Origin of the sequence: Mesorhizobium qingshengii (genome assembly GCF_027563465.1) — a bacterium.
Taxonomy (GTDB): domain Bacteria; phylum Pseudomonadota; class Alphaproteobacteria; order Rhizobiales; family Rhizobiaceae; genus Mesorhizobium; species Mesorhizobium qingshengii_A.
Genome location: NZ_JAPFQA010000008.1, coordinates 102,514 through 123,804, shown reverse-complemented (window position 1 = coordinate 123,804; position 21,291 = coordinate 102,514). Strand labels below are relative to the sequence as shown.

The following is a 21,291-nucleotide window of genomic DNA, read 5'->3' as shown; positions in this document are numbered from 1 at the left end:
GGGATCGGAAATGGACGCTGCAGTCGGGTCGGCGCAAAAAGCGGGTGGGCAGGCGCCGCGCGAAATAGCTCTGCGCAGGAACCAGAACTCAAGCATGAAACTTACTCAACAACAACTCGAAACCCATCTCTGGGGAGCGGCCAACATCCTGCGCGGCAAGACCGCTGGCCAGGACTACAAAAACTATATCCTATCGCTAATGTTCTATAAGCGGCTCTGCGACCAATGGGAAAACGAGGCTGACGAGGCGATAGCCGAACTGGAGCGTCAGCAGGGCCGCGGGTTTACCGAGACGCAGAAGGCAGTGTTTCGCGCACGGGGCGAGCATCGCTATTCCATTCCCCAAGGCAGCCGCTGGGGCGACGTGTTGGCCGCGTCCACGAACCTCGGCGAGACGCTCACCTCGGCCATGCGCGCAGTGTCCAACGCCAATGAAGAACTGCGCGGCGTGTTCACCGTGGATTGGGCGCAGCCCGCTCCTGATGGCAGCGGTAAGCCGCTCATCGCGAATGAGGTCGTCCACGCACTCATTCAGCACTTCAACACGCACGACTTGTCCAACGCCAGCGTCGCGCCTGATGTGCTGGGCCATGCCTACGAATACCTCATCAAGCAGTTTGCTGATGACGCCGGCGCCAAGGCCGGCGAATTCTTTACCCCGCCGGAAGTGGTTGACACGCTGGTGCGCATCCTGGAGCCGCGCCCCGGCGACACCATCTACGATCCCACCGGCGGCAGCGGCGGCATGCTGGTACACTCGGCAGACTTCCTGCGCGAAGGCGGCCATCACGCCAACTCGGCCCAATACTTCGCCCAGGAAATGAATTGGGGCAACGCCGCCATTGGCAAGATCAACTCCGTGCTGCACGGACTGGAGGCTAACATTGCCGCCGGCGCCAGCACCATAACTGACCCGGCTTTCAAGGACGGTGCGGGCCAGCTGCGCAAATTCTCGCTGGTGCTCGCCAATTTTCCATTCTCCGACGAATTTTGGTGGCTCAAGCCCGAGCAGCAAACGGACGACAAGAAGAAGAAGGACAAGCTCAAGAAGGAAACCTTCGGCAAGGAAGGTTTCAAGGACAATTATGGCCGCTTCGGGCGCGGCACGCCATTCAAGGCGCCGCCTGCAGGCTATGGCGACTATGCTTTTATCCTGCACATCCTCGCCTCGCTTACTAACCAGGGCCGCGCAGGCATCGTCTGCCCGCAAGGGGTGCTGTTTCGTGGCCAGGCGGAGGTGGAGGAGGAAACTGGGGAGTTCGATGACGACGGCAACCCATTCATCAAGCGCCGCAAGGCGGACGACGAGCACCTGATCCGCAAGGCACTACTCGAATCGCGCCTGATTGACGCGGTGATATCGTTGCCGCTCAACGTGTTCTATGGTGCGGGCGTTCCAGCTTGTTTGCTGATCCTTCGCCGGCAGCGCTCGCCCGAGCGGCACGACAAGGTGCTGTTGGTCTATGCCGCGCGCCACTTCCGTGAGCTGTCCAACCAGAACGAACTCCGTCCTCAGGACGTGATGCGCATTCTCGTGCATGTGCAGGCATATGGGGACGCGACAAAGGTGCCGGATCTGGTGGCGCGCCACAGCGGGCGCATCCGTGAACAGATCAACGCACGCGAGCACGACGAAGTGGAACGACTGGAAGCCGAATACGCCGATGCCACGGTGCGACTGGCCAGGTTGGATGCGGAAGTCGCGGAAAGGCGAGCTGAATTGGCTACGCTCGCAGCGAAGACCGTCCGCGAGAAGGCCGAGGCCGCGCTCGTCAAGCTGGAAGGCCAGCGCGACAAGGCTGCGGCAAAGATTGCCGAGCGAGACGAGAAAATGAACGAAGCCCGACGCCGCGCCGACGACGACCGGCGCGATGTCGATGCCGTGGGACGGGAACTCGGTGCGCTCTACGGTGATGCCGACGAGCTGCTAAAGCACGCTCGCGTGGTGGACATCGCCGAGATCAAAGAGAACGATTTCAACCTCAACATCCCGCGCTATGTGGACACTTTTGAACCGGAGCCCCGGACGGAGGTCAGCGATGCCTTGCGCGACTTGGCGAATGCGGAACTCTCATTGCGAACCGCTGAAACCGAAATGCTGGCCTTACTTCGGAAGGCAGGCCATCCAGGGATACAAACGTGCTGACGCTCAAGCAAAGCACGATGCTCGGCAACGTCCCAGAGGATTGGGATGTGAAGCCATTGAAATCGATGCTTCAGTTCGATGCACCCGGGGACTGGGGCGATGACGGGGGGCCGCACATGGTTCGCGTGCTCCGCTCCACCAATCTAACGAACGAACGCCGACTTGACCTGTCAGATATCGCGATTCGTGCCTTGAAGCCTGAAAAGACCGAGAAACTGGCGCTGCGCAAAGGCGACATTCTGCTGGAGCGTTCAGGCGGTGGCCCCGACCAGCCGGTCGGGCGCGTTGGGTATGTTGCCGTTGATCTGCCGGAACACGCCTTTTCCAACTTTTTGCATCTGCTCCGCCCAGACGCAGCAATTGACCCGTCGTTTTTGAGTTGGGTGCTTTATCGCGTCAATCGAACCGGTCGCATCCTGCGTTTGGAACAGCAAACGACGCAGATGCGGAATCTAAACTTTCGCGACTATTTGGCGATGCCGCTTCCCGTGCCGTCGCCTGACGAGCAGGCTGCCATCGCTCGTGTCCTCGATGCGGTGGAGGCAGCGATTGATCGGGCGGGGGAAGCTGTCGAACAATCAAAGAAGGCACGGCTGGCTGTCATGCAGGCGGCGTTCCACTACGAAATGACTGATGAGCCCAAGCACGACACAGAAGCCGGAAGAATTCCGCAATCGTGGGAGGCTCTTAAGGGCAAGCAAGCCTTCTCCGTCCTGACTGGCGGCAGCAGTAGCGTCTACGCGCTGAAGCCTTTGCGAGGCGATGACAAAGCCGATGCGTGGTTCATGAAGGTTGATGATTTCAACCACCCTGCCAATGCCAGGCGTATCGCTACGACGCAAATCGGCTTTGTTTCGGCGAAGAACCCGAGTTTCAAGTTGCTGCCTTTAGGAACTGTCATTATCGCCAAGCGCGGGGCGGCCATCCTGAAGAACCGCGTGCGAACGACGGCTGTTCCCATTGCTCTTGATCCAAACTTGATGGCGCTCAAGGTGCGAGATGACATTTTGCCGGAGTTCTTTCGCTACCAGTTGGAATGGCGAAATCTAGCGCGCTATGTCGAAAGCTCAGGCGTGCCGCAACTGAACAACAAAGACCTGTATCCGCGCTGGTTTGTTCGCGCCCCTGATGAGCAGCAGAAAGAAATCGTCGCGATTGTCTCTGCTGCCGAGCAACGCGAGGATTCACTGCGTGGCAAGCTTCGTGCGTTGGAAACGCTGAAGAAATCACTGATGCACGAACTGCTCACCGGCGCCGTTCGCGTGAACCCCTCGCTGCTGCAAACGGACGCCACCATATGAGCGAAGCCGGCTACGTCGAATTGCCAATACTGCAATGGCTTTCCGGTCATGGCAGCGCCACGCCCGATGACAAGGGGCTGGGCTGGACGTATCGCGACGAGGCTGCGATGGCTGCCTTCGACCGCCCTCTAGAAGACCCGCTGGTAGCGAAGCTACTGGTCGAGGCCATCCTTCGTATCAACGATCACGTTAAAACACCGGAACAAGCGAAGCTTGCTATTAAGGCGCTGCGCACCACCATGGACGCGCCGGACAAACTCACCGCCAACCGCGAAACGCTCGACCGCCTCCGCGACGGCGTGAAAGTGGAACTCGTGCCCGGCGAAGACGCGCGCACGGTGTTCTTGGTCGCCTTTGAGCCGGAGCGCCAGCACCTCAACGACTACACCGCCACCAATCAGTACCGTGTCCAAGGCGTGAAGCAGTGCCGAGACGACACCGTGCTGCTGGTCAATGGCATTCCGCTGGTGATCGCGGAATACAAGAGTTATCTCTCCAGCGGCAAGGACTGGACGGAGGCGGTGCATCAATTGCACCGTTACCAGCGCCAAGCGCCGCTGATGCTCACGCCGAACGTTTTTTGTGTGACGGCGGACGAGGACGCATTCCGCTATGGCACAGTGCTGTTCCACGACGCTGCGAAGGACGACATTGAGCGCCACCTCGACACCTGGGGGCCTTGGCTGTCACGCTATCCGGAAGTTAAAGGCTGGTGGAACGAGCCCGATGCCGACAATCCGGATGACGCTCTGGAAATGCCGGTCAAGGGCCTGCTGCGCTTGGCGCCCGCACATGTGCTGGACTTCCTGCAGCACTTCACTGTTTTCGAAACTAAGAATGGCAAGACCGTCAAAAAGGTGGCTCGCTACCAGCAGTTCGAGGCGGTGAACGACATCGTGGATCGCACGCTGGGACTGGTTGGCAAATCGGTAAACGCGCAAGACCGCACGGGCTTGGTCTGGCACACGCAAGGCTCGGGCAAATCGCTCACGATGGTGTTCGCCGCCTACAAGCTGCGGCGGCAAACGGCGATGAAGAACCCGACGGTGCTGATCGTGGTGGACAGGCGCGACCTGAAAACTCAGATTTCTGACGATTTTGAGGCCTGTGATTACCCCAACGTGGAAAAGGCGCTGGGCGTCGATGACCTGAAGAGCAGGCTCCGCAATCTATGGCGCGGGACGCTTGTGACGACGGTGCAGTCATTCCAGAAGATGGGTGACCTTAAGCCGCTGAACGAGGACAACATCATCATGCTGATAGACGAAGCGCACCGCTCGCAAAAGGGCGACGGCGCTGAAAGCTATGCGATGACGATGCGCGTGAAACTCCCCAATGCCTTCCGCTTCGGCCTAACCGGAACGCCCATCGACCGCGCGATGGTCAATACCCATCGCGATTTCGGACCAGCGGTGAACGGCGAGCAGGAACGTTACCTCAGCTACTACGGTATCAAGCGCGCCATCAAGGACGGCGCGACACTGGAAGTGCATTACCTGCGCGACCGCGTGCCCTTCCTTGTCGATGAAAAGACGCTGAACATCGATTTTGAGAAGATGTGCGAGGAGATGGAGGTCGAGGACGAAGAGGCCAAGGACTTGATCCAGCGCCAGCGTTCGCAATGGAAGGAACTGGCGCGGCACCCCGACCGCGTGGAACTGGTGGTGGGCAAAATGTTGGAACACTTCCTGGCCTATCCCGACCCCGACGGCTTCAAGGCGCAACTGGTGGGAGTGGATCGCATCGGCTGCGCGCGCTTCAAAGATGCGCTGGACGCCAAGCTCAAGGAGAAGGGCCTGCCACCGGAATTATGTGATGTCATCATTTCTGAAGGTCAGAACGACGATCCAGACCTTGCTCGCTTTCACTACGGCAAGAAGAAACAGGACGATTTGATCGACTACTTCAAGCTCACACCGAGGCAGTGGGAGGCTTGGAACCGCGAGGCCTTCGGCGAAGACCGAGCCAAGTGGAGGCCTCCGCTGAAGATCCTGATCGTCTGCGACCGGCTGCTGACGGGCTTCGACGCGCCGGTCGAGCAGGTAATGTATCTGGACAAGCCGCTGCGGGACCACAACCTCCTACAGGCCATCGCGCGCACCAACCGCCCGCTGCCTGCTATGAATAAGCGTACCGGCGTGGTGGTGGATTACTTCGGCGTGTTCAGCAATCTGGCCAAAGCGCTAAACTTCGATGAGAACATCCGTGAAGAAGCGCTGATAGATTGGGACAAGCTCAAGGCCACGGTCCCGGGTGAGGTGACGCGCTGCATGGAGAGCTTCAAGGGCATCAAGATTGCGGACACGCGCGAATGCCTCCTGGCCGCGCTACGAGCGATCAAAGACCCGGACGCAGCGAAGATTTTCGAACACAACTTCAAGAGCCTGGAACGGCTATGGGAGGCGGTATCGCCCGACCCCGTGCTCTACGACCACCGCTACACCTACAACTGGCTGTGCAGCGTATATATTGCTTACCGCCGCAGACAGAGTGGTGCAGGCAAGCAGGGCACCTATGGAGAGCTTTCGGCCAAGACACGTGCCTTGATCGAAGAAAACACCACTTTCATGGACTTGGCCGACTCGTTGCCGGTGTTCAAGATCGACAAGGATTACGTCCACAAACTGGAAGACCTGCCCAGTGCAGCCGACAAGGCGGCGGCGCTCGAAGCGATCTTGACGGCAGAATTGGCCGAGGACGATGGTGGTGGCTTCACCTACCGGCAGCTGGGTGATCGGCTCGCACGCCTGAAGGCGAAGAAGGACGCGGCCGACAAGGCAGCCGAAACTCGTCTCAAGGAGTTGCAGGCCATCGCTGACGAAAAGGCACAGGCCGATGAGGAACCGGCGCGGCTTGGCCTGGTGCAGCCTGGCGAATATGGCCTGTTCACGGTTCTGCGCGAATATTCGGCCAGCAAGGACGAGGCTTATCTGGCCGAGTGTACACGGCGCATAATGGCGCACTTGCGCAGCAATCAGGTGCTTACGGCGGGGTGGAGCAATTCCAAGGGCGGCCGGATGCGGGTGGAACAATCCCTGCTGGCGGAAACATGGAATCCGGCCTATTTGGCGTTGGGCTTTGACACGGACGCTGCAAATCCGCCATTCCTCGCCACAGCGGTCGACGAACTGGTAGATAGCGATGGCCTCGGCTGAAACAGTCCGCAAGGTTGAGCCGCAGCGGCTTCTGCTCGAAGGGCAGGAGGTGGAGTGGCGGCTCGTGCGTTCGTCGACAGCTAAGAAACTGCGCATAAAGGTGGGGCTGGATGGCATCGTCGTTGTGTTGCCCGAGGGGCGCGACGACCGAGAGGCCGTGGCTTTTATCGGCAATCAGCGCGCATGGGTGGGAGCGCAACTGGCGCGGCTTCGTCAACTGCAAGACTTGCGCCGGCCGTTAGCGCGGGACGACGAACACATATTGTTCCGGGGTGAGACGGTCGCGGTGCGGGTTGTGCCTTCGCAAACTTGGCGCGCGCCAAACAAGGTCGTCCTCGAACACGACGCGATCACAGTGATTTGTAAGGTGAGTAGCAAGACTGCGCCTGCCCGCTCGCTGGAAAATTGGTTGCGCAAACAGGCGCGGGAGCGCATCGAGCAGTATATCGCGGATGTCGGCAAACGCCTGAAGCGCGCGCCAAACCGCATCTATGTGATGGGACAGCGCACCAAGTGGGGCAACTGCTCGTCGATGGGCAATCTGTCCTTTAACTGGCGGCTGGTGATGGCCCCCGACTTTGTGCTGCGCTACATCGTCACCCACGAGATGGTACATCTGGCCGTGCCCGATCATTCCCGAAAGTTCTGGCTGACGGTACAGAGCCTGTGCTCCGAGACAGAACGGGCTCGGCAATGGCTGGTGGCCAATGGACAGCGCATTCAGTTGATGGAACCGGCGGCAGCGACTGCCCAGTAGGACTCTAATGCGGCAACGAAACTATGCTGGCCTGGGTCAAGAGGGCGCATCGACGATCCGGAACTGATGGACAGCGGCGCCAGCGGGGCACGCAAACCGGCTTTCTCGTTCCGGTTTCTACGCCTATGTTTTTCACTCATGAAGCCCACCGCCTCGGACATCAAGAACTCCATTGGCCAATGGGCCCGCCTCCGGCGCTCTGGGTTTCGGATCGATCCGGACAGATCAGTCTGGTTCCGCAAAGCCGGCGCGGATTAGAATAAGGTCGCCGACGACGCCTAAGAGTATACCAAAGAGGTGTGGATGACCTGCGTCGATGATGCCGATGGCCTCGGCCTCCCTCAGATCGCGCGAACAGCGTGGACTTCTCAGTAACCTCTTCGGCACTGCCGGAAGGCAGGCTGCAGGTCTGTAGACTCCGGCAAGCCGTCGCGAGCCACCTCGCAAGCAGTGCGTCCGACGGCGATTCTAAAAAGGACTGAGGCTGCGGCAGGCTGTCGCACAATGGGAGTCCGGTGGCGACACGGTGGCGACCCGCTTGAAGGCCGAGACCTTTTACCGCGTTCGATCAATTGCGATATCTATTTGGTTTTATTGGGAAAATGTATGGTGGGCGATGCAGGGATTGAACCTGCGACCCCACCCGTGTGAAGGGTGTGCTCTCCCGCTGAGCTAATCGCCCGCTCGTTGCCCGAAGGCCAAGCGAGCCGCGATATAAGGGAGGCCAGCCGGTTAAGTCAAGGCAGTGTCGGGCGTTCTGGCAAGGATTGGATCGCCGCAGTTTCGAGCCTCTATCCGGCGCAGCCGGTGCCTTCCCGGTCAGCGTCCGGCAGCGGCGGCGATCAGTCTTTGCGCCAGGTCCAGCGTCAGCGCGTCGAAATGCGAAATCACCGCAGAAGGCTCGAATTCGCGCACATGACGATCGGTGTAGCCGAAATCGACCGCCACCACCGGAATGCCGGCGGCCTTCGCCGTGTCGATGTCGGTCTGCGAATCGCCCACCATCAGGGCGCGGTGCGGGTCGCCGCCGGCCCGCGCGATGGTCTCGGTCAGGTGGCGTGGATCGGGTTTGCGGAACGCGAACGTGTCCTGTCCGGCGATTGCGGCGAAATGTCTTGTCAGGCCGAGCGCATCGATCAGCGCCAGCGAATTGGCTTCGTACTTGTTGGTGCAGATGGCCAGCAGATAGCCGGCGTTCTCGAAGCGCGCGATCGCCTCGACGACGCCGGGGTAGGGGCGCGATTTGCCGGGGATGTTATCGGTGTAGTGATCGAGGAACAGTTTCAGCAGCCGGTCATGCTCGGCGACGTCAAGCGATCGCTGCTGGGCAGCATGCGCTCGTTCGATCATCACGCGGCCGCCATGGCCGACGAAGCGCTTGAAGCCTGCTTCATCGACGGCCGCGAGCTCGCTGGCGGCAAGGCTGTGGTTCAGGCTGTCGAGCAGGTCCGGCGCTGTATCGACCAGCGTACCGTCGAGGTCGAACACGATGATCGGGCGGGTCATGGTCTGTCCTGCGCAGGTTTGTACAACTGGCAGGCGATAGCGGCTGCGGCGCGCCAAGGCAAGCACGTCAGGGCAAGCAGGCCGGGGGATAGCGGCCAAGGGCTTTGACCAGACCGTCAAAAATGCTAGGAGCCCAACCGACAGGTTTCGGGGCAGCAAGCGGCATGGATGCAAGACAACTGAAGGTCGAGGCCGCGCGGGCGGCCCTTGCCCATGTTACGGACGGCATGCGGCTCGGCATCGGCACCGGCACCACCGCCGAGGAGTTCGTGCGGCTGCTTGCCGACAAGGTGGCCACCGGCATGACCGTCATCGGCGTACCGACGTCGGAGCGCACCGCGTTGCTGTGCCGCGAGCTCGGCGTGCCGCTGTCGACGCTGGAGGAAACGCCCGAGCTCGATCTGACCGTCGATGGCGCCGACGAAGTCGACCCGGAGCTGACCTTGATCAAGGGCGGCGGCGGGGCGCTGCTGCGCGAGAAGATCGTCGCCGCCGCTTCCCAGCGCATGATCGTCATTGCCGATCGCTCGAAGATGGTCGAGACGCTTGGCCGTTTTCCGCTGCCGATCGAAGTCAATCAGTTCGGCCTGCGCGCAACCGAACTCGCGATTGCCGCCGCGGCACAAAATCTCGGCCTTTCCGGTCCGGTTACATTGAGGATGACGGGGGCCCAGGCTTTTGTTACAGACGGCGGCCATTTTATCCTCGATGCATCTTTTGGCCGCATTCCGGATACAAGAGCGCTTTCGAATGCTCTCCACGCCATTCCAGGCGTGGTCGAGCATGGTCTTTTCATCGGGCTGGCGTCAGCTGCCATCATCGCCGGTGGCGACGGCATCCAAACCGTCCATGCCGCCCGAAAACCAGGGAGTTCTACCGATCATGATGTTGCATAACCGGGTTCGCAGCCTTTGCGCCGTTCTGGCGGCTTCGGCCATTTTCGCGTTCTCTTCGCCGGCGTTTTCGCAGGATGTCACGGAATCGCACCTGAAGGCTGCCCGGGCGGCGGTCGCGGCGATCCATGCGACCGACCCGTTTGACAACATCCTGCCGCAGGCGGCAGCCGCGCTCGAGTCGCAGCTCATCCAGAAGAACCCGGACATGCAGGAGCTGATCGGCAAGACGATCAACGAGAAGGCATTGGCGCTGGCCTCGCGCCGCGCCGACCTGGAAAAGGAAGCGGCGCTCGCCTATGCGAAAGTGTTTTCCGAGAAGGAGCTTACCGATATCGCGGCTTTCTACAGCTCGGACTCAGGCAAGAAGCTGCTCGACAGCGGCCCGACCGTGACGCGTGATCTGGTCAAGGCAGCCGACATCTGGCAGAACGGCCTCGCCCGAGATCTCGCCCAGCAGGTTGGCGAGACACTGGCCGCAGCCGCCAAGGCGAAGGCGCCGGCGGCGCCGGCCGATGCCACCGCTCCCGCGGATGGAGCCGCTCCGGCGGATGGCGCAGCGCCGGCCGATGGTTCGGCTCCCGCGGACGACACGCAGAACTGATCCTGCGTTTCCAACCGGCCTTGCGGCCATCTGTGAAGCCCGGCTTGTCCGGGCTTTTCTTTTGATGGTTTGCAGCCTACCTGTCTCTGGATTTTCCAAAGCTCGAGGAGCCACGTCATGGCCGGTTACGACTACGATCTTTTCGTCATCGGCGGCGGTTCGGGTGGGGTGAGGGCGGCGCGGGTCGCCGCCGCGCTCGGCAAGCGCGTCGGCATCGCCGAAGAATTCCGCTATGGCGGCACCTGCGTCATTCGCGGCTGCGTGCCGAAAAAACTCTATGTCTATGCATCGCAATTTCCCGAGCATTTCGCCGATGCCGCGGGCTATGGCTGGACGGTGCCGGAGGCCAGTTTCGACTGGCAGACGCTGGTCGCCAACAAGGATCGCGAGATCAGCCGGCTGGAGGCGATCTACGAGAAGAATGTACAAGGCGCCGGCGGCGATACGTTCCATTCGCGCGCCATGATCGTCGATCCGCATGTCGTGCATCTTCTGGGCGATGATCGCACCGTCACCGCCGATCAGATCCTGATTGCCACCGGCGGCCGGCCGGCCGCGCATCCGGCGTTGCCCGGTCACGAACTTTGCATCTTTTCCAACGAAGCCTTCGACCTCAAGCAACTGCCAAGAGCGATCATGATCGAAGGCGGCGGCTATATCGCCGTCGAGTTCGCCAACATCTTCCATGGCCTCGGCGTCGACACCACGCTGGTCTACCGGGGCAAGGAGATCCTCAGCCGCTTCGACATGGATCTGCGGCGCATGCTGCACGAGACGATGGAAAAGAAGGGGATAAAGATCCTCTGTCATTCCGTGTCCGAATGGGTCCGCAAGCGTCCTGACGGCCGGCTCGACGCAGTGGTCTCGGGCGGCAAGGTGCTGACGGTTGACCAGGTCATGCTCGCTATCGGCCGCATTCCCAACACCGAGAACATGGGCCTCGAAGGTATCGGGCTGGAGATGACCAAGACCGGTGCGATCGCTGTCGACAAATACTCCCGCACCAACATCGACAACATCTGGGCGATCGGCGACGTTACCAATCGCGTTCAGTTGACGCCGGTGGCGATCCACGAGGCGATGTGTTTCATCGAAACCGCCTTCAAGGGAAATCCGACCGCGCCCGACCATGAGACGATCGCTACCGCCGTCTTTTCGCAACCCGAGATCGGCACGGTCGGTCTGTCGGAGGATGATGCCGTCAAAAGCTTCCCCGACATCGAAATCTACCGCGCCACCTTCAGGCCGATGCGGAACACGCTGTCCGGCCGCGACGAGAAGATGCTGATGAAGCTGGTGGTCGATGGCGCGTCGAAGAAGGTGCTCGGCGCCCACATCCTGGGACCGGATGCCGGCGAGATGGCGCAGCTTCTCGGCATTCCGCTGAAAGCCGGCCTGACCAAGGACGATTTCGACCGCACGATGGCGGTGCATCCGACGGCGGCGGAAGAACTCGTCACCATGTACAAACCCACCTACCGCGTGAAGGATGGCCAGCGCGTCTGACCCTTCACCTTTCGCCAGCTCGCTTGTCGTCAAGGGGCAATCAATGACCGCAACCATCGGTTCCGTGCCGCTCGACCATGACTTTGGCGGACGCGTCGATCAAGTTGTCGACAGGGCCATCGAGGAGGAGCGCATTGTCGGCGCCGTGATCCTTGTCGCCCGACGCGGCGAAATCCTTTACAGCCGCGCCGCCGGCCTTGCCGACCGCGAGTCGAAAAAAACGATCACGGCGGACGCGATCTTCCGGCTCGCGTCGGTGACCAAGCCCGTCGTCGCGACCGCGGCTCTTGCCCTTGTCGAAGCAGGCGTGATCGGCCTCGATGATCCCCTGGCGAAGTTCATCCCTGAATTCCGGCCGAAGCTGACGGATGGCAGCGAGCCCGTCATTACCGTCCGACAGTTGCTGACGCACACCGCGGGCCTGTCCTACGGTTTCCGCCAGACGGCCGACGGACCCTATCATCACGCCGGGATCTCCGACGGTCTCGACCAGCCCGGCCTTTCCATGGCCGAGAACCTCCGACGCATCGCCTCGGTGCCGCTGTCCTACGCGCCGGGAACAGGCTGGGGCTATTCGGTGGCGATGGACGTGCTGGGCGAGGTCATGGCGAGGGCCGCCGGAGCCACCCTGCCGGAGCTGATCGACCGCCTGGTCGCCCAGCCGCTCGGCATGCATGACGCGGCCTTTATCGTGCGCGACCGATCACGGCTGGTGACGCCTTACGCCGATGGACCCGGCAAGGCCGTCGCGATGGGCGAGCATCATCGCGTTCCCTTCGGCGACGGCGCCATCTCCTTCTCGCCTGGGCGCGTCTTCGATCCCGCCTCCTTCGCCTCGGGCGGCACCGGCATGAACGGTACGGCTGGCGATGTCCTCAAGCTTCTCGAGGCGGTGCGTTCCGGGGGCGGACCCGTTATCCGCCCCGAGACAGCCGCGGCGATGACCACGGACGCGATATCGGGCCTGGAAACCACCATGCCCGGCTGGGGCTGGGGTCTTGGGTTTGGCATCCTGCGCGACCCGCTGGCCGCATCGACGCCTCAGGCCGCAGGCACCTGGCGCTGGGGTGGCGTCTACGGGCATTCCTGGTTCGTGGATCCGACATTGGACCTGACGGTGGTGGCGCTGACAAACACGGCGATCGCCGGCATGGTGGGCGCCTTCCCCGATGCGCTCCGAGACGCGGTCTATGGCAGGCAAGCCTAGGGCCGGAAGGGCGAAACCCGCCGCCGGCCATTTGCCGGCGGCGGAAAGAATTGACGCTAGAGCAGCGTCCCGCGCAGGATCAACTGCGCCACCGAGAAATAGATCACCAGCCCGGTGACATCGACCAGCGTGGCGACGAACGGGGCCGATGCGCTGGCCGGATCGAAGCCGATGCGTTTCAAGGCAAAGGGCAGCATCGACCCTGACAGCGAGCCGAAGGTGACGATGCCGACCAGTGCCGCGCCCACCGTCGCGGCGATCAGCGGCCAGTGCGATCCATAGTCGTAGAAGCCCATATATTGCCAAAGCGCGATGCGGCAGATGCCGACCACGCCCAGCATGGCGCCCAGCACGAGGCCGGTGGGCAGTTCGCGCAGCGCCACCCGCCACCAGTCGCCAAGACCGATCTCGCGCAGGGCCAGCGCCCGGATGACAAGCGACGTCGCCTGTGAGCCGGAATTGCCGCCGGAGCTCATGATCAGCGGGATGAACAGCGTCAGCACGATCGCCTTTTCCAGCTCGCCCTCGTAGCTCTGCATGGCGTTGGCCGTCAGCATCTCGCTGACGAAGAGCGCGCACAGCCAGCCGCCCCGCTTCCTGATCATGGCGAGAAAACTCATCTTCATATACGGCTCGTCGAGAGCCTCCATGCCGCCGAAGCGGTGCACGTCTTCCGTCGTCTCCTCGATCATCGTGTCGATGATGTCGTCGATGGTGACGATGCCCAGGATCTTGCCATGGTCGACGACCGGGACGGCGAGCAAATCGTATTTGGAAATGAGTTGAGCGACTTTCTCGCTGTCGGTCAGCGGTGAAACTGTCACCGGCACGCGGTCCGGTGCCACCGTCATGATCAGATCGTCCGGCTCACCGATGATGAGCCGACGCAGGCCGGTCGATCGCATCAGGAGATGCGTTTGCGGGTCAACGATATAGATCGCGTAGACGGTTTCGCGTGTCCGCTCGACCTTGCGGATATGGTCGAGCGTGCGGCCAATGGTCCAGTCCGAGGGAACACTGACAAACTCCGTCGTCATGATCGATGCGGCGCTGCCTTCGGGATAGCCCAGAATGGAAAGCAGTGTCGCGCGCAGCGGCGGCGCCAGGGCTCCGAGCAGCACGGAGCGGGCCGGCTCATCGAGATCGCGCAGGATGTCGGCGGCGCGGTCGACCGACATGGCCGTGAGCAGCCTGCCTGCCCTGGCACGCGGCAGCGTCTCCATGAGTTCGGACGCACCATCAAGTTCCGGCTGGTCGAAGATCTCGACCAGACGCTCGAACTGCACTTCGCAGAGCAGCTCCGCCGCGGTTTCTCGCGGCTCCCTGTTCAGCGCCTCGACAATGTCGGCGACATGATCATTGGCCAGGATACGAGCGATTGCGACAGCATCGTCGCCCGCTATCGGGGTAAATTCGTTCATGGTTCACTCCTTGCCATCCGGCAGGACATGAACCATTCAGGTCACGTCTAGGCGGACGGCGGTTGCGTTCGACTGTGACTGTCGCCAGGCATGGCGCGGTGACCTTTCCGCTTGCGGGTTCGCGTTTGAATGTCTGCAAGCCGGCGCAACATAGGGGTGCGCCTTGCCGAGTCAATCGTGGTGAGAAGGGAAAATGCCGGCGATCGAGCACGCTCGCGAGACTGTGATCGCCGGTCGCCACATGACGCGGTCGGCTCGTCTCACAGCCTCGTTATTTCTGCTTCAGCCGGCGCGAGAAACGCAGCCATTTGTCCTCGACGGGCCTCGGCTGCGCGAGAATGGTGGTGAGTTCGACAGGCAGGGTCGCAACCAAAGGCTTCTTGGTGGCGACGCCGTCGGCGATCGCGACGATGCTGTGATAGAATTCGCTGCCGGTCAGCGATCGCGGCGCCACCGCCTCGTGCATGACGCTGATCACCGTGACATCGGGACAGTTGTCCTTGATCGCCTGATGGAAGGCAACCTTGCCCTCCGGGTCGAGCGCGCCGGTGGCCTCATCCAGGAACAACAGCCCTGGCTGCTGCAATACGATGCGAGCCACCACCAGCTTCTGTTTCTGGCCACCCGACAGAACCTGATCCCAGCTTTTGCCTTCACGGCTGTTGTCGCCCATATGCTCGATGAAGTCGCCGAGACCGGCCTTGTGCAATGCCGAGGCGACCTGCGCGTCGCCATGGTCGTGCTCGGAGCCCGGCAGGCAGACCAGCTGCTTGAGCGACACTTGCTGCAGCTTGACCTCCTGGGCGGCATAGAAGCTCCTCACTCCCTCGGGGAAAACGATGGTGCCATGGCCATAGGGCCACAGACCGTTGATCGCCTTGATCAACGAAGTCTTGCCGCAACCGGATTCGCCTTTCAGGAACGTCCATTCGCCGCGCCGGAAGCGCAGATTGGCGGCACTGAGGAACGGCGTGGCGTCTTCGCCCTGATGCGCCAGCTCGAGCTTCTGGATGGTCAGGCCGAAAACCGGGTTCTGGCTGGCGTAGCGGAATTCGGAGCGACCGGTCTGGCTGTAGAACTCCTGTGGATGCTGGACATTCTCGATCGCCACCGCCAGTTCGGTGACGCGCTGGCTGTTGGCCCGCAGCGTGGCAATGGCGGGCATGACGTGGATGAACCACGAACATTGGCCGATCAGCGCATTGACGAGTTCGGAGCCGGTAATGTAGCCCTTGAGATCGAGACCGTTGTGGATAAACGGCACGAGGCCAGGCCCATAGGCGACAATGCGGGCGCCGACAAAATTGTAGATCAGCTCGAACGACATGTAGACGGTGTTGACGATGTTCAGCCGCGTCCAGGTGCCGTCGATGTCGACATAGAGCCGGCCGTGCATGGTCTTCTGCACGCCTTCGCCCTGAGAGGCGGCGACATGGAAACTGCGGCGCAGGAACGTCGTCAGCTCACCGCGGTAGCTGCCTTCAGCCTGCTGCATCCTGATGTTGAGACGCTCGAGCAGGCCGCCGAGCTTGACCGCTATCCAGGTGTTCAGCGGCACATAGGTGGCAACCGCCAGGAAGGCCAGGACGGCACTGCCATAGCTGCCGAGGAACTCCAGTCCCTTCACCTCGACAGAGGTTTCGAGCAGCTTCTGGCCGACAAAATAGAGTGAGGTGGCAACCCCCAGAACGCCCATGGCGAGGCCGATGGCGCCGCCGGTCATATCCTTGATGGATTCCTGGACACGCTGATCGATGTTGTCGGGAGCGGGCGCGCCCGTGCCGGTCGACGCGTGCTGGGCATGGAAATGCGTATGATTGGTGTCCAGCAGCGCTTCGTTGAAGCGGCTGTCCAGCCAGCCGCGCCATTTGCGGTGCAACGTCGCCGAGACAAGATTGCGGATGCCGGTAAAGCCGGCGTCCTTGAGCACGACCAGCAGAACGAGGATGCCGGCATTGACCAGCAGGGTGCGAAGCGGCGTGGTGTTGGCGGCGTCATGGAAGAAGGCGATCGAGTTTACGAGTTCTCCGGACGCTTCGGCGAACCAGACACCGGCCTTGCTCGACAGTGCCGTGAGCAGCGCGATGACCAATGTCAGCGTCCAGGCTTCCTTCCAGCGATCCGAGACCCAGTAAGCCCGCATCAGGCCCCAGAAGCTGCGCATCGAGGACACCGGCGTCAGAAGCGACCGCCTCGCGGCATCGCGGTGTAGTTCATCCGGTGCTGACTCTTGCGATCGTTTGCCGATCCGAATCACGATCCCGCCCAAACCTTTTTTGTTTTGTTACGGAGGGTAACACCAATTGATCATTTTCCATTAATTTTTGAACTTGGCCGAATGGATTACTCCCTGCGGCCGTTGCCGTGAGGCAACAGACCGCATGGCCTGAATGCCACCAATCCCACCAGCAAAAATCAGGATATCGCCATTGATTTCAAACCCTTGATCGACGCAGGCACGCCTTCATCGAAGCTTCCCATAGGGAAGATTTTCACACGGTTTTGTGAACTCGAAAATCGTGCGGAGGGATCGATTTTCTTACCGAGGACTGACCTGAACGCCTGAAAATACCGTTCGTGATTCCGACAGGCTTGCCTTCTTCGTCCTTGGCGGAGCCGCAAAAAAATGCCCGGCAGGGCCAGCCACACCGATCAAGAACCCGGGCGAGCAGGGCTGCGGCTGCGACGTCGAGCGACTACGGCAACGGCTGGAGCAAGAGGCCGCTCACTTGCCAGCCGTCGACCAAGGGGCTGAGCTGCACCGGCAGCAAACGGGTCACGGCTTCTCCATCGGCAAGGCAACGGCGACGGTGCAATAGCCAGCGTTGCTAGGTACAGCCAAGATCGTGCCTCAGCCGGCTTTTTCCAATTCGCCGCGCGCCTTCGCCGCCGCCACCTGACGAATGGCGTCGGCCAGCGTGTCGACATCCTGCGCACCCATGACCGCGTATTTGCCTTCGAGCAGGAAGCACGGCACGCCTGATATCCCCATGCGCGACGCGGTGGCGATCTCGGTGCGAACCGCCTCGACATCGGCGTCGGTAGGCAAGAGTGTGGCGGCCACGGATGCGTCCATGCCAGCCTCGCGCGCGGCTTCGATCAGGACCGCATGGTCGCCGATATTGGCGCCTTCCTCGAAATTCAGCTGGAACAGGCGGCGCACCAGCCGGTTCTGTACATCCTCGCCAACAGCTCCAGCCCAGCGGATCAGCCGGTGCGCATCCAGCGTGTTCGCCGCCACCTTGATGGCCCCGAAGGCGAAGGAAATGCCTTCGGCTTCGCCCAGCGGCTCGATGCGGGCATGAATTTCGCGGATGCGCTCGTCGCTGCCGAACTTGGCCAGCATATACTCGCGGCGATCCTTGCCTTGCGGCGGAATGGTCGGATCGAGCTGGAACGGCCGCCATCGAACATGCACTTCACCGCCGACAGCGGCGATCGCCTTGTCGAGCCGCTTCTGACCGATGAAGCACCAGGGGCAAACGACATCGGACACCACATCGACGGTGATGGCGTTGAGTACGCTCATCTCGATCTCCTGATCTTCAATTCGCCTTGCGCCACCAGGCTGGCAGTTGATAGCCGAATATGGGCGTCTTCCGCGGATGTTCCAAGTAGTTCCAATAGGCGATCCATTGCTGCGTGTTGTGCTGCATCGGCACCATGTAGTTGCCGGAGATCAACAGCCGATCGAGAACGCGAACGGCAGCGACATAGTCTTCCTTCGAGCGGGCGTGCAGCATCGCCTCGATCGCCGCGTCCACCGCCGGATCGGCAACGCCGGCGAGATTGAACGAGCCTTCCGCCCTGGCCGCGGCCGAACTCCAGCGTCCGGTCTGTTCGATGCCGGGCGACAGCGAATTGTTGAAGCCGCTCGAGCCGACCAGCACCTCGAAATCGAAACGCTGCTTGCGCGACTGGATCTGATCGCCATCGAGGCTGCGAATGCTGACATTGATGCCGATCTTCTCCAGCGTGCGCTGGTAGATGCCGGCAAGACGCTCCTCGTCCTGCGAGGCAGTCAGGATCTCGAAGCCGAAGGGTTTGCCCTCGGGATCGAGCATCGTCCCATCCTGCACGTGGTAACCGACGCTTTTCAGCAGGTCGAAGGCAGCCTTCAGCACCTTTCGATCCTGGCCTGACCCGTCGGTGACCGGCGGCCGGTAGGTGCCGTCCATGACATCGGCCGGCACGCGACCAGGGTAGGGCGCCAGAAGCGCTTTCTCCCTGTCGTCGGCCGGATGGCCGAGCGCGGAGAGCTCGGAATTCTGCCAATAGCTCATCGTGCGTGTGTATTTGCCGCCGAACAGGTTCTTGTTGGCCCATTCGAAGTCATAGAGCATGCCGAGCGCGCGCCGCACGACGGGGTCGGAGAATTTCTGCAGCCGGGTGTTGAACAGGAAACCAGTCACCACAGGTGGAATGCCGGTGTCGAAGGTCTCGGCAATCACTTCGCCCTTGTGGAAGGCCGGGAAATCCAGATCGCGCTCGCGCTTCACCGGATCGCTGTCGTCGTCGATGGCGCAAAGGCCTTTCTTGAACGCTTCCAGCTTGGCGTTGGCGTTGAGGAAGTACTCGATGGTGATCTGGTCGTAATTGTCGAAACCGCGCTTGGCCGGAACGTCCTTGCCCCAGTAATCCGGATTGCGCTTGAAGACGATGCGTTGGCCGGGCTGTACCTGCGCTATGGTGTAGGGGCCACTGCCGATCAGCGGCTTCAGCGTGGTCTTGTCGAAGGTTTCCTTGTCGAAAGCATGCTTGGGAATGATCGGCGTCAGCGCGATGATCAGCGGAAATTCGCGATCGGCCTTCTCATTGAAAGTGAAACGCACACTGTGGTCGCCGGTCTTTTCGAGCTTGGCGACCCTGGCCATGCGGTCGCTGTAGGGCGGGCGGCCCTTCTCCGTATAGGCATCATAGGTAAACAGCACATCCTCGGGCGTTACCGGCTCGCCATCCGACCACCTGGCCTTCGGGTTGAGATGGAATTCGATGCTCTTGCGCTCAGGATCCATGTCGGCGGTGTCCGCCAGCAACCCGTAGAGGGTGAAAGCCTCGTCGGCACTACGCTGCATCAACGGCTCGAAGACCAGATTGCCGAAGATCGTGTCCATCATACCGCGCGCCGTTGTGCGCAGGCTCTTGAGGATGAAGGGGTTGAGGTTGTCGAAGCTGCCGACGACGCAATAGGTGATGCTGCCACCCTTCGGCGCGTCGGGATTGACGTAGTCGAAATGCGTGTAGTCGGGCGGCAGCGCCGGTTCGCCCTGCATGGCGACCGCGTGCCTCGGCTCCGACGCCGCCGGCCGATGCGAAAGGGCGAGAAACGATATTGCGGTGATCAGCCAAACAAGAACGCGGCCCATGACCGTCTCCCTAACAGGTCGGCTTGATGATTCGGTGCTCACCCTAGCATGAGGCCAACCGCGCGACTGCCAATGGCGTGGTCAAGAATTACAAGTGGCGGGCTGGATTCGGCATCGCTTGCAGTGTAACACGCCGTCCGAAGTCATCCTGTTGCCTCATTTCGGCAACAGGTAGCTGGACCACACGGCGCGAAGAAGCCGGTCCCGGGATCATTTGAGAGGAAGTGCACGACATGACGAGCCTGAACAGCAACGCGTACCGCCTGTCGGTCATGGCCGCTGGCGTGATCGGCTTTCTAGGCGCAGGGCTTCCCGCTGCTTCCGCGCAGCAGCAACAGCAGATTCCGCAAGGCTGGTTCAAGGCCTGCACCAAGCAGGAAGACGTCGACATCTGCAACGTCCAGAATATCGTCACGGCCGGAAACGGCCAACTCGTCACCGGCGTGAGCCTGATCGAACTGAAGGGCAAGGTGAACCGCAAGGTGTTCCAGGTGACGGTCCCGACCGGTCGTCTGGTGCCTCCCGGCATTGGCCTGCAGATCGATACCGGCAAGGCCGTGAAGCTCGACTATGTGATCTGCTTCCCCGACCGTTGCGTGGCGGAAGTGCCGCTGACCGATCAACTCGTCGGAGCGTTCAAGAAGGGCCAGGCGATCACGCTGACCTCGGTCAATTTCCAGAACCAGCAGAACCCGATCAAGATTGCCCTGCAGGGCTTCAGCGGCGCCTATGACGGCCCGCCGCTGCAGCAGTCGGACATCGAGGACCGGCAGAAGAAGCTGCAGGACTTCGTCGCCAAGAACAATCAGGACTTCGCCAAGAAGCTCAAGGAAGAGCAGGACAAGGCCAAGACCGCCAACTGATCACCCGTCATCGGGTCATTCTCAAGCCAACGAAAAAGCGGGGTCATGCCCCGCTTTTTTTCGTTCCTGACCATACCGGCAAATCCCGGGCAATCAGTGTCTGGACTGCCGTTTGCGCTCGTAGCGACCGTCGGGCCTCTTGTCGAACATCTCCTTGATCTGCGGATGCCTGACCGGTTCACCCGACTGATCCTCGAGCAGATTCTGCTCGGACACATAGGCGATGTATTCGGTTTCCGAATTCTCGGCGAGCAGGTGGTAGAAAGGTTGATCCTTGCGCGGCCGCACATCGGCGGGGATGGCTTCGTACCATTCGTCGGTGTTGGCGAATTGCGGATCGACGTCGAAAATGATGCCCCTGAACGGAAACAGCCGGTGGCGAACCACTTGCCCGATTGCGAATTTGGCTGTTTTCATCGTACTCACCACTGAATTCCTTAGCTTTATTTGGCGCAGACCGCGTGTCAATTCAATCCTGCGGTGCTTGACGCGCCGTCAAGCACCGCAGGACACGGGGCACAGCTGCGCTACACGCGGGCGATATCGGCGATCGTCGATTACGCAGA

General features: G+C 61.3%; 15 protein-coding genes and 1 tRNA gene. 9 read left to right on the top strand and 7 right to left on the bottom strand.

Annotated features, from left to right (window positions below; genetic code table 11):
- The first annotated feature begins 10 nt into the window (after positions 1–10).
- The 4 genes from OOJ09_RS19125 to OOJ09_RS19110 are packed head-to-tail and all read left to right on the top strand — an operon-like array spanning position 11 to position 7,359.
- On the top strand, positions 11–2,146 hold the full coding sequence (locus tag OOJ09_RS19125; protein WP_333474475.1) for a class I SAM-dependent DNA methyltransferase: 2,136 nt from the start codon (positions 11–13) through the stop codon (positions 2,144–2,146).
- Positions 2,140–3,447 carry a restriction endonuclease subunit S gene (locus OOJ09_RS19120; RefSeq protein ID WP_269906673.1) on the top strand — a complete coding sequence of 436 codons (1,308 nt, stop codon included), beginning with the start codon at positions 2,140–2,142 and terminating at the stop codon, positions 3,445–3,447. Before OOJ09_RS19125 ends, OOJ09_RS19120 begins: the two co-directional genes overlap by 7 nt.
- Complete coding sequence (locus tag OOJ09_RS19115) at positions 3,444–6,602, top strand: type I restriction endonuclease subunit R (RefSeq protein WP_269906672.1); 3,159 nt, start codon at positions 3,444–3,446, stop codon at positions 6,600–6,602. Before OOJ09_RS19120 ends, OOJ09_RS19115 begins: the two co-directional genes overlap by 4 nt.
- Positions 6,589–7,359: a M48 family metallopeptidase gene (locus OOJ09_RS19110; RefSeq protein WP_269906671.1), complete on the top strand. Its 771-nt coding sequence runs from the start codon at positions 6,589–6,591 to the stop codon at positions 7,357–7,359. The genes OOJ09_RS19115 and OOJ09_RS19110 overlap by 14 nt, the downstream gene beginning before the upstream one ends.
- 607 nt (positions 7,360–7,966) lie before the next feature.
- Here the strand turns inward: OOJ09_RS19110 and OOJ09_RS19105 are convergent.
- Together OOJ09_RS19105 and OOJ09_RS19100 are read right to left on the bottom strand one after the other, a co-directional pair.
- Positions 7,967–8,041 (bottom strand) — tRNA-Val (locus OOJ09_RS19105).
- 137 nt (positions 8,042–8,178) lie between these two features.
- Positions 8,179–8,865: a phosphoglycolate phosphatase gene (locus OOJ09_RS19100; protein WP_256754471.1), complete on the bottom strand. Its 687-nt coding sequence runs from the start codon at positions 8,863–8,865 to the stop codon at positions 8,179–8,181.
- 164 nt (positions 8,866–9,029) lie between these two features.
- On the opposite strand from OOJ09_RS19100, the gene rpiA reads away from it, so the two are divergent.
- From rpiA to OOJ09_RS19080, 4 genes are all read left to right on the top strand, one after another.
- Positions 9,030–9,761, top strand: a complete 732-nt coding sequence (gene rpiA / locus OOJ09_RS19095) for a ribose-5-phosphate isomerase RpiA (protein ID WP_269906670.1) — start codon at positions 9,030–9,032, stop codon at positions 9,759–9,761.
- Positions 9,748–10,362, top strand: coding sequence for a DUF2059 domain-containing protein (locus OOJ09_RS19090; RefSeq protein WP_269906669.1), 615 nt, complete (start codon positions 9,748–9,750; stop codon positions 10,360–10,362). The genes rpiA and OOJ09_RS19090 overlap by 14 nt, the downstream gene beginning before the upstream one ends.
- A 117-nt stretch (positions 10,363–10,479) precedes the next feature.
- Complete coding sequence (gene gor / locus OOJ09_RS19085; protein ID WP_269906668.1) at positions 10,480–11,868, top strand: glutathione-disulfide reductase; 1,389 nt, start codon at positions 10,480–10,482, stop codon at positions 11,866–11,868.
- Between the two features lie 43 nt (positions 11,869–11,911).
- A complete protein-coding gene (locus tag OOJ09_RS19080) occupies positions 11,912–13,075 on the top strand; it encodes a serine hydrolase domain-containing protein (RefSeq protein ID WP_269906667.1) in 1,164 nt (387 codons plus the stop codon).
- 56 nt (positions 13,076–13,131) lie between these two features.
- On the opposite strand, the gene mgtE is transcribed toward OOJ09_RS19080, so the two are convergent.
- The 4 genes from mgtE to OOJ09_RS19060 form a co-directional block, all read right to left on the bottom strand.
- Positions 13,132–14,496, bottom strand: a complete 1,365-nt coding sequence (gene mgtE, locus OOJ09_RS19075; RefSeq protein WP_269906666.1) for a magnesium transporter — start codon at positions 14,494–14,496, stop codon at positions 13,132–13,134.
- A gap of 271 nt (positions 14,497–14,767) precedes the next feature.
- The gene (locus tag OOJ09_RS19070; protein ID WP_269906665.1) at positions 14,768–16,660 is read right to left on the bottom strand and encodes an ABC transporter ATP-binding protein/permease; all 1,893 of its coding nucleotides are present in this window, start codon (positions 16,658–16,660) and stop codon (positions 14,768–14,770) included.
- Between the two features lie 687 nt (positions 16,661–17,347).
- A complete protein-coding gene (locus OOJ09_RS19065; RefSeq protein WP_269906664.1) occupies positions 17,348–18,025 on the bottom strand; it encodes a DsbA family oxidoreductase in 678 nt (225 codons plus the stop codon).
- Positions 18,026–18,041: 16 nt separating this feature from the next.
- Complete coding sequence (locus OOJ09_RS19060; protein WP_269906663.1) at positions 18,042–19,862, bottom strand: extracellular solute-binding protein; 1,821 nt, start codon at positions 19,860–19,862, stop codon at positions 18,042–18,044.
- A gap of 233 nt (positions 19,863–20,095) precedes the next feature.
- Here OOJ09_RS19060 and OOJ09_RS19055 point away from each other — a divergent pair, with 233 nt between their 5' ends.
- Positions 20,096–20,725, top strand: coding sequence for an invasion associated locus B family protein (locus OOJ09_RS19055; RefSeq protein WP_269906662.1), 630 nt, complete (start codon positions 20,096–20,098; stop codon positions 20,723–20,725).
- A gap of 93 nt (positions 20,726–20,818) precedes the next feature.
- Here OOJ09_RS19055 and hspQ read toward each other — a convergent pair whose 3' ends face one another.
- Positions 20,819–21,142 carry a heat shock protein HspQ gene (gene hspQ / locus OOJ09_RS19050; protein WP_269906792.1) on the bottom strand — a complete coding sequence of 108 codons (324 nt, stop codon included), beginning with the start codon at positions 21,140–21,142 and terminating at the stop codon, positions 20,819–20,821.
- Between the last annotated feature and the right edge of the window lie 149 nt (positions 21,143–21,291).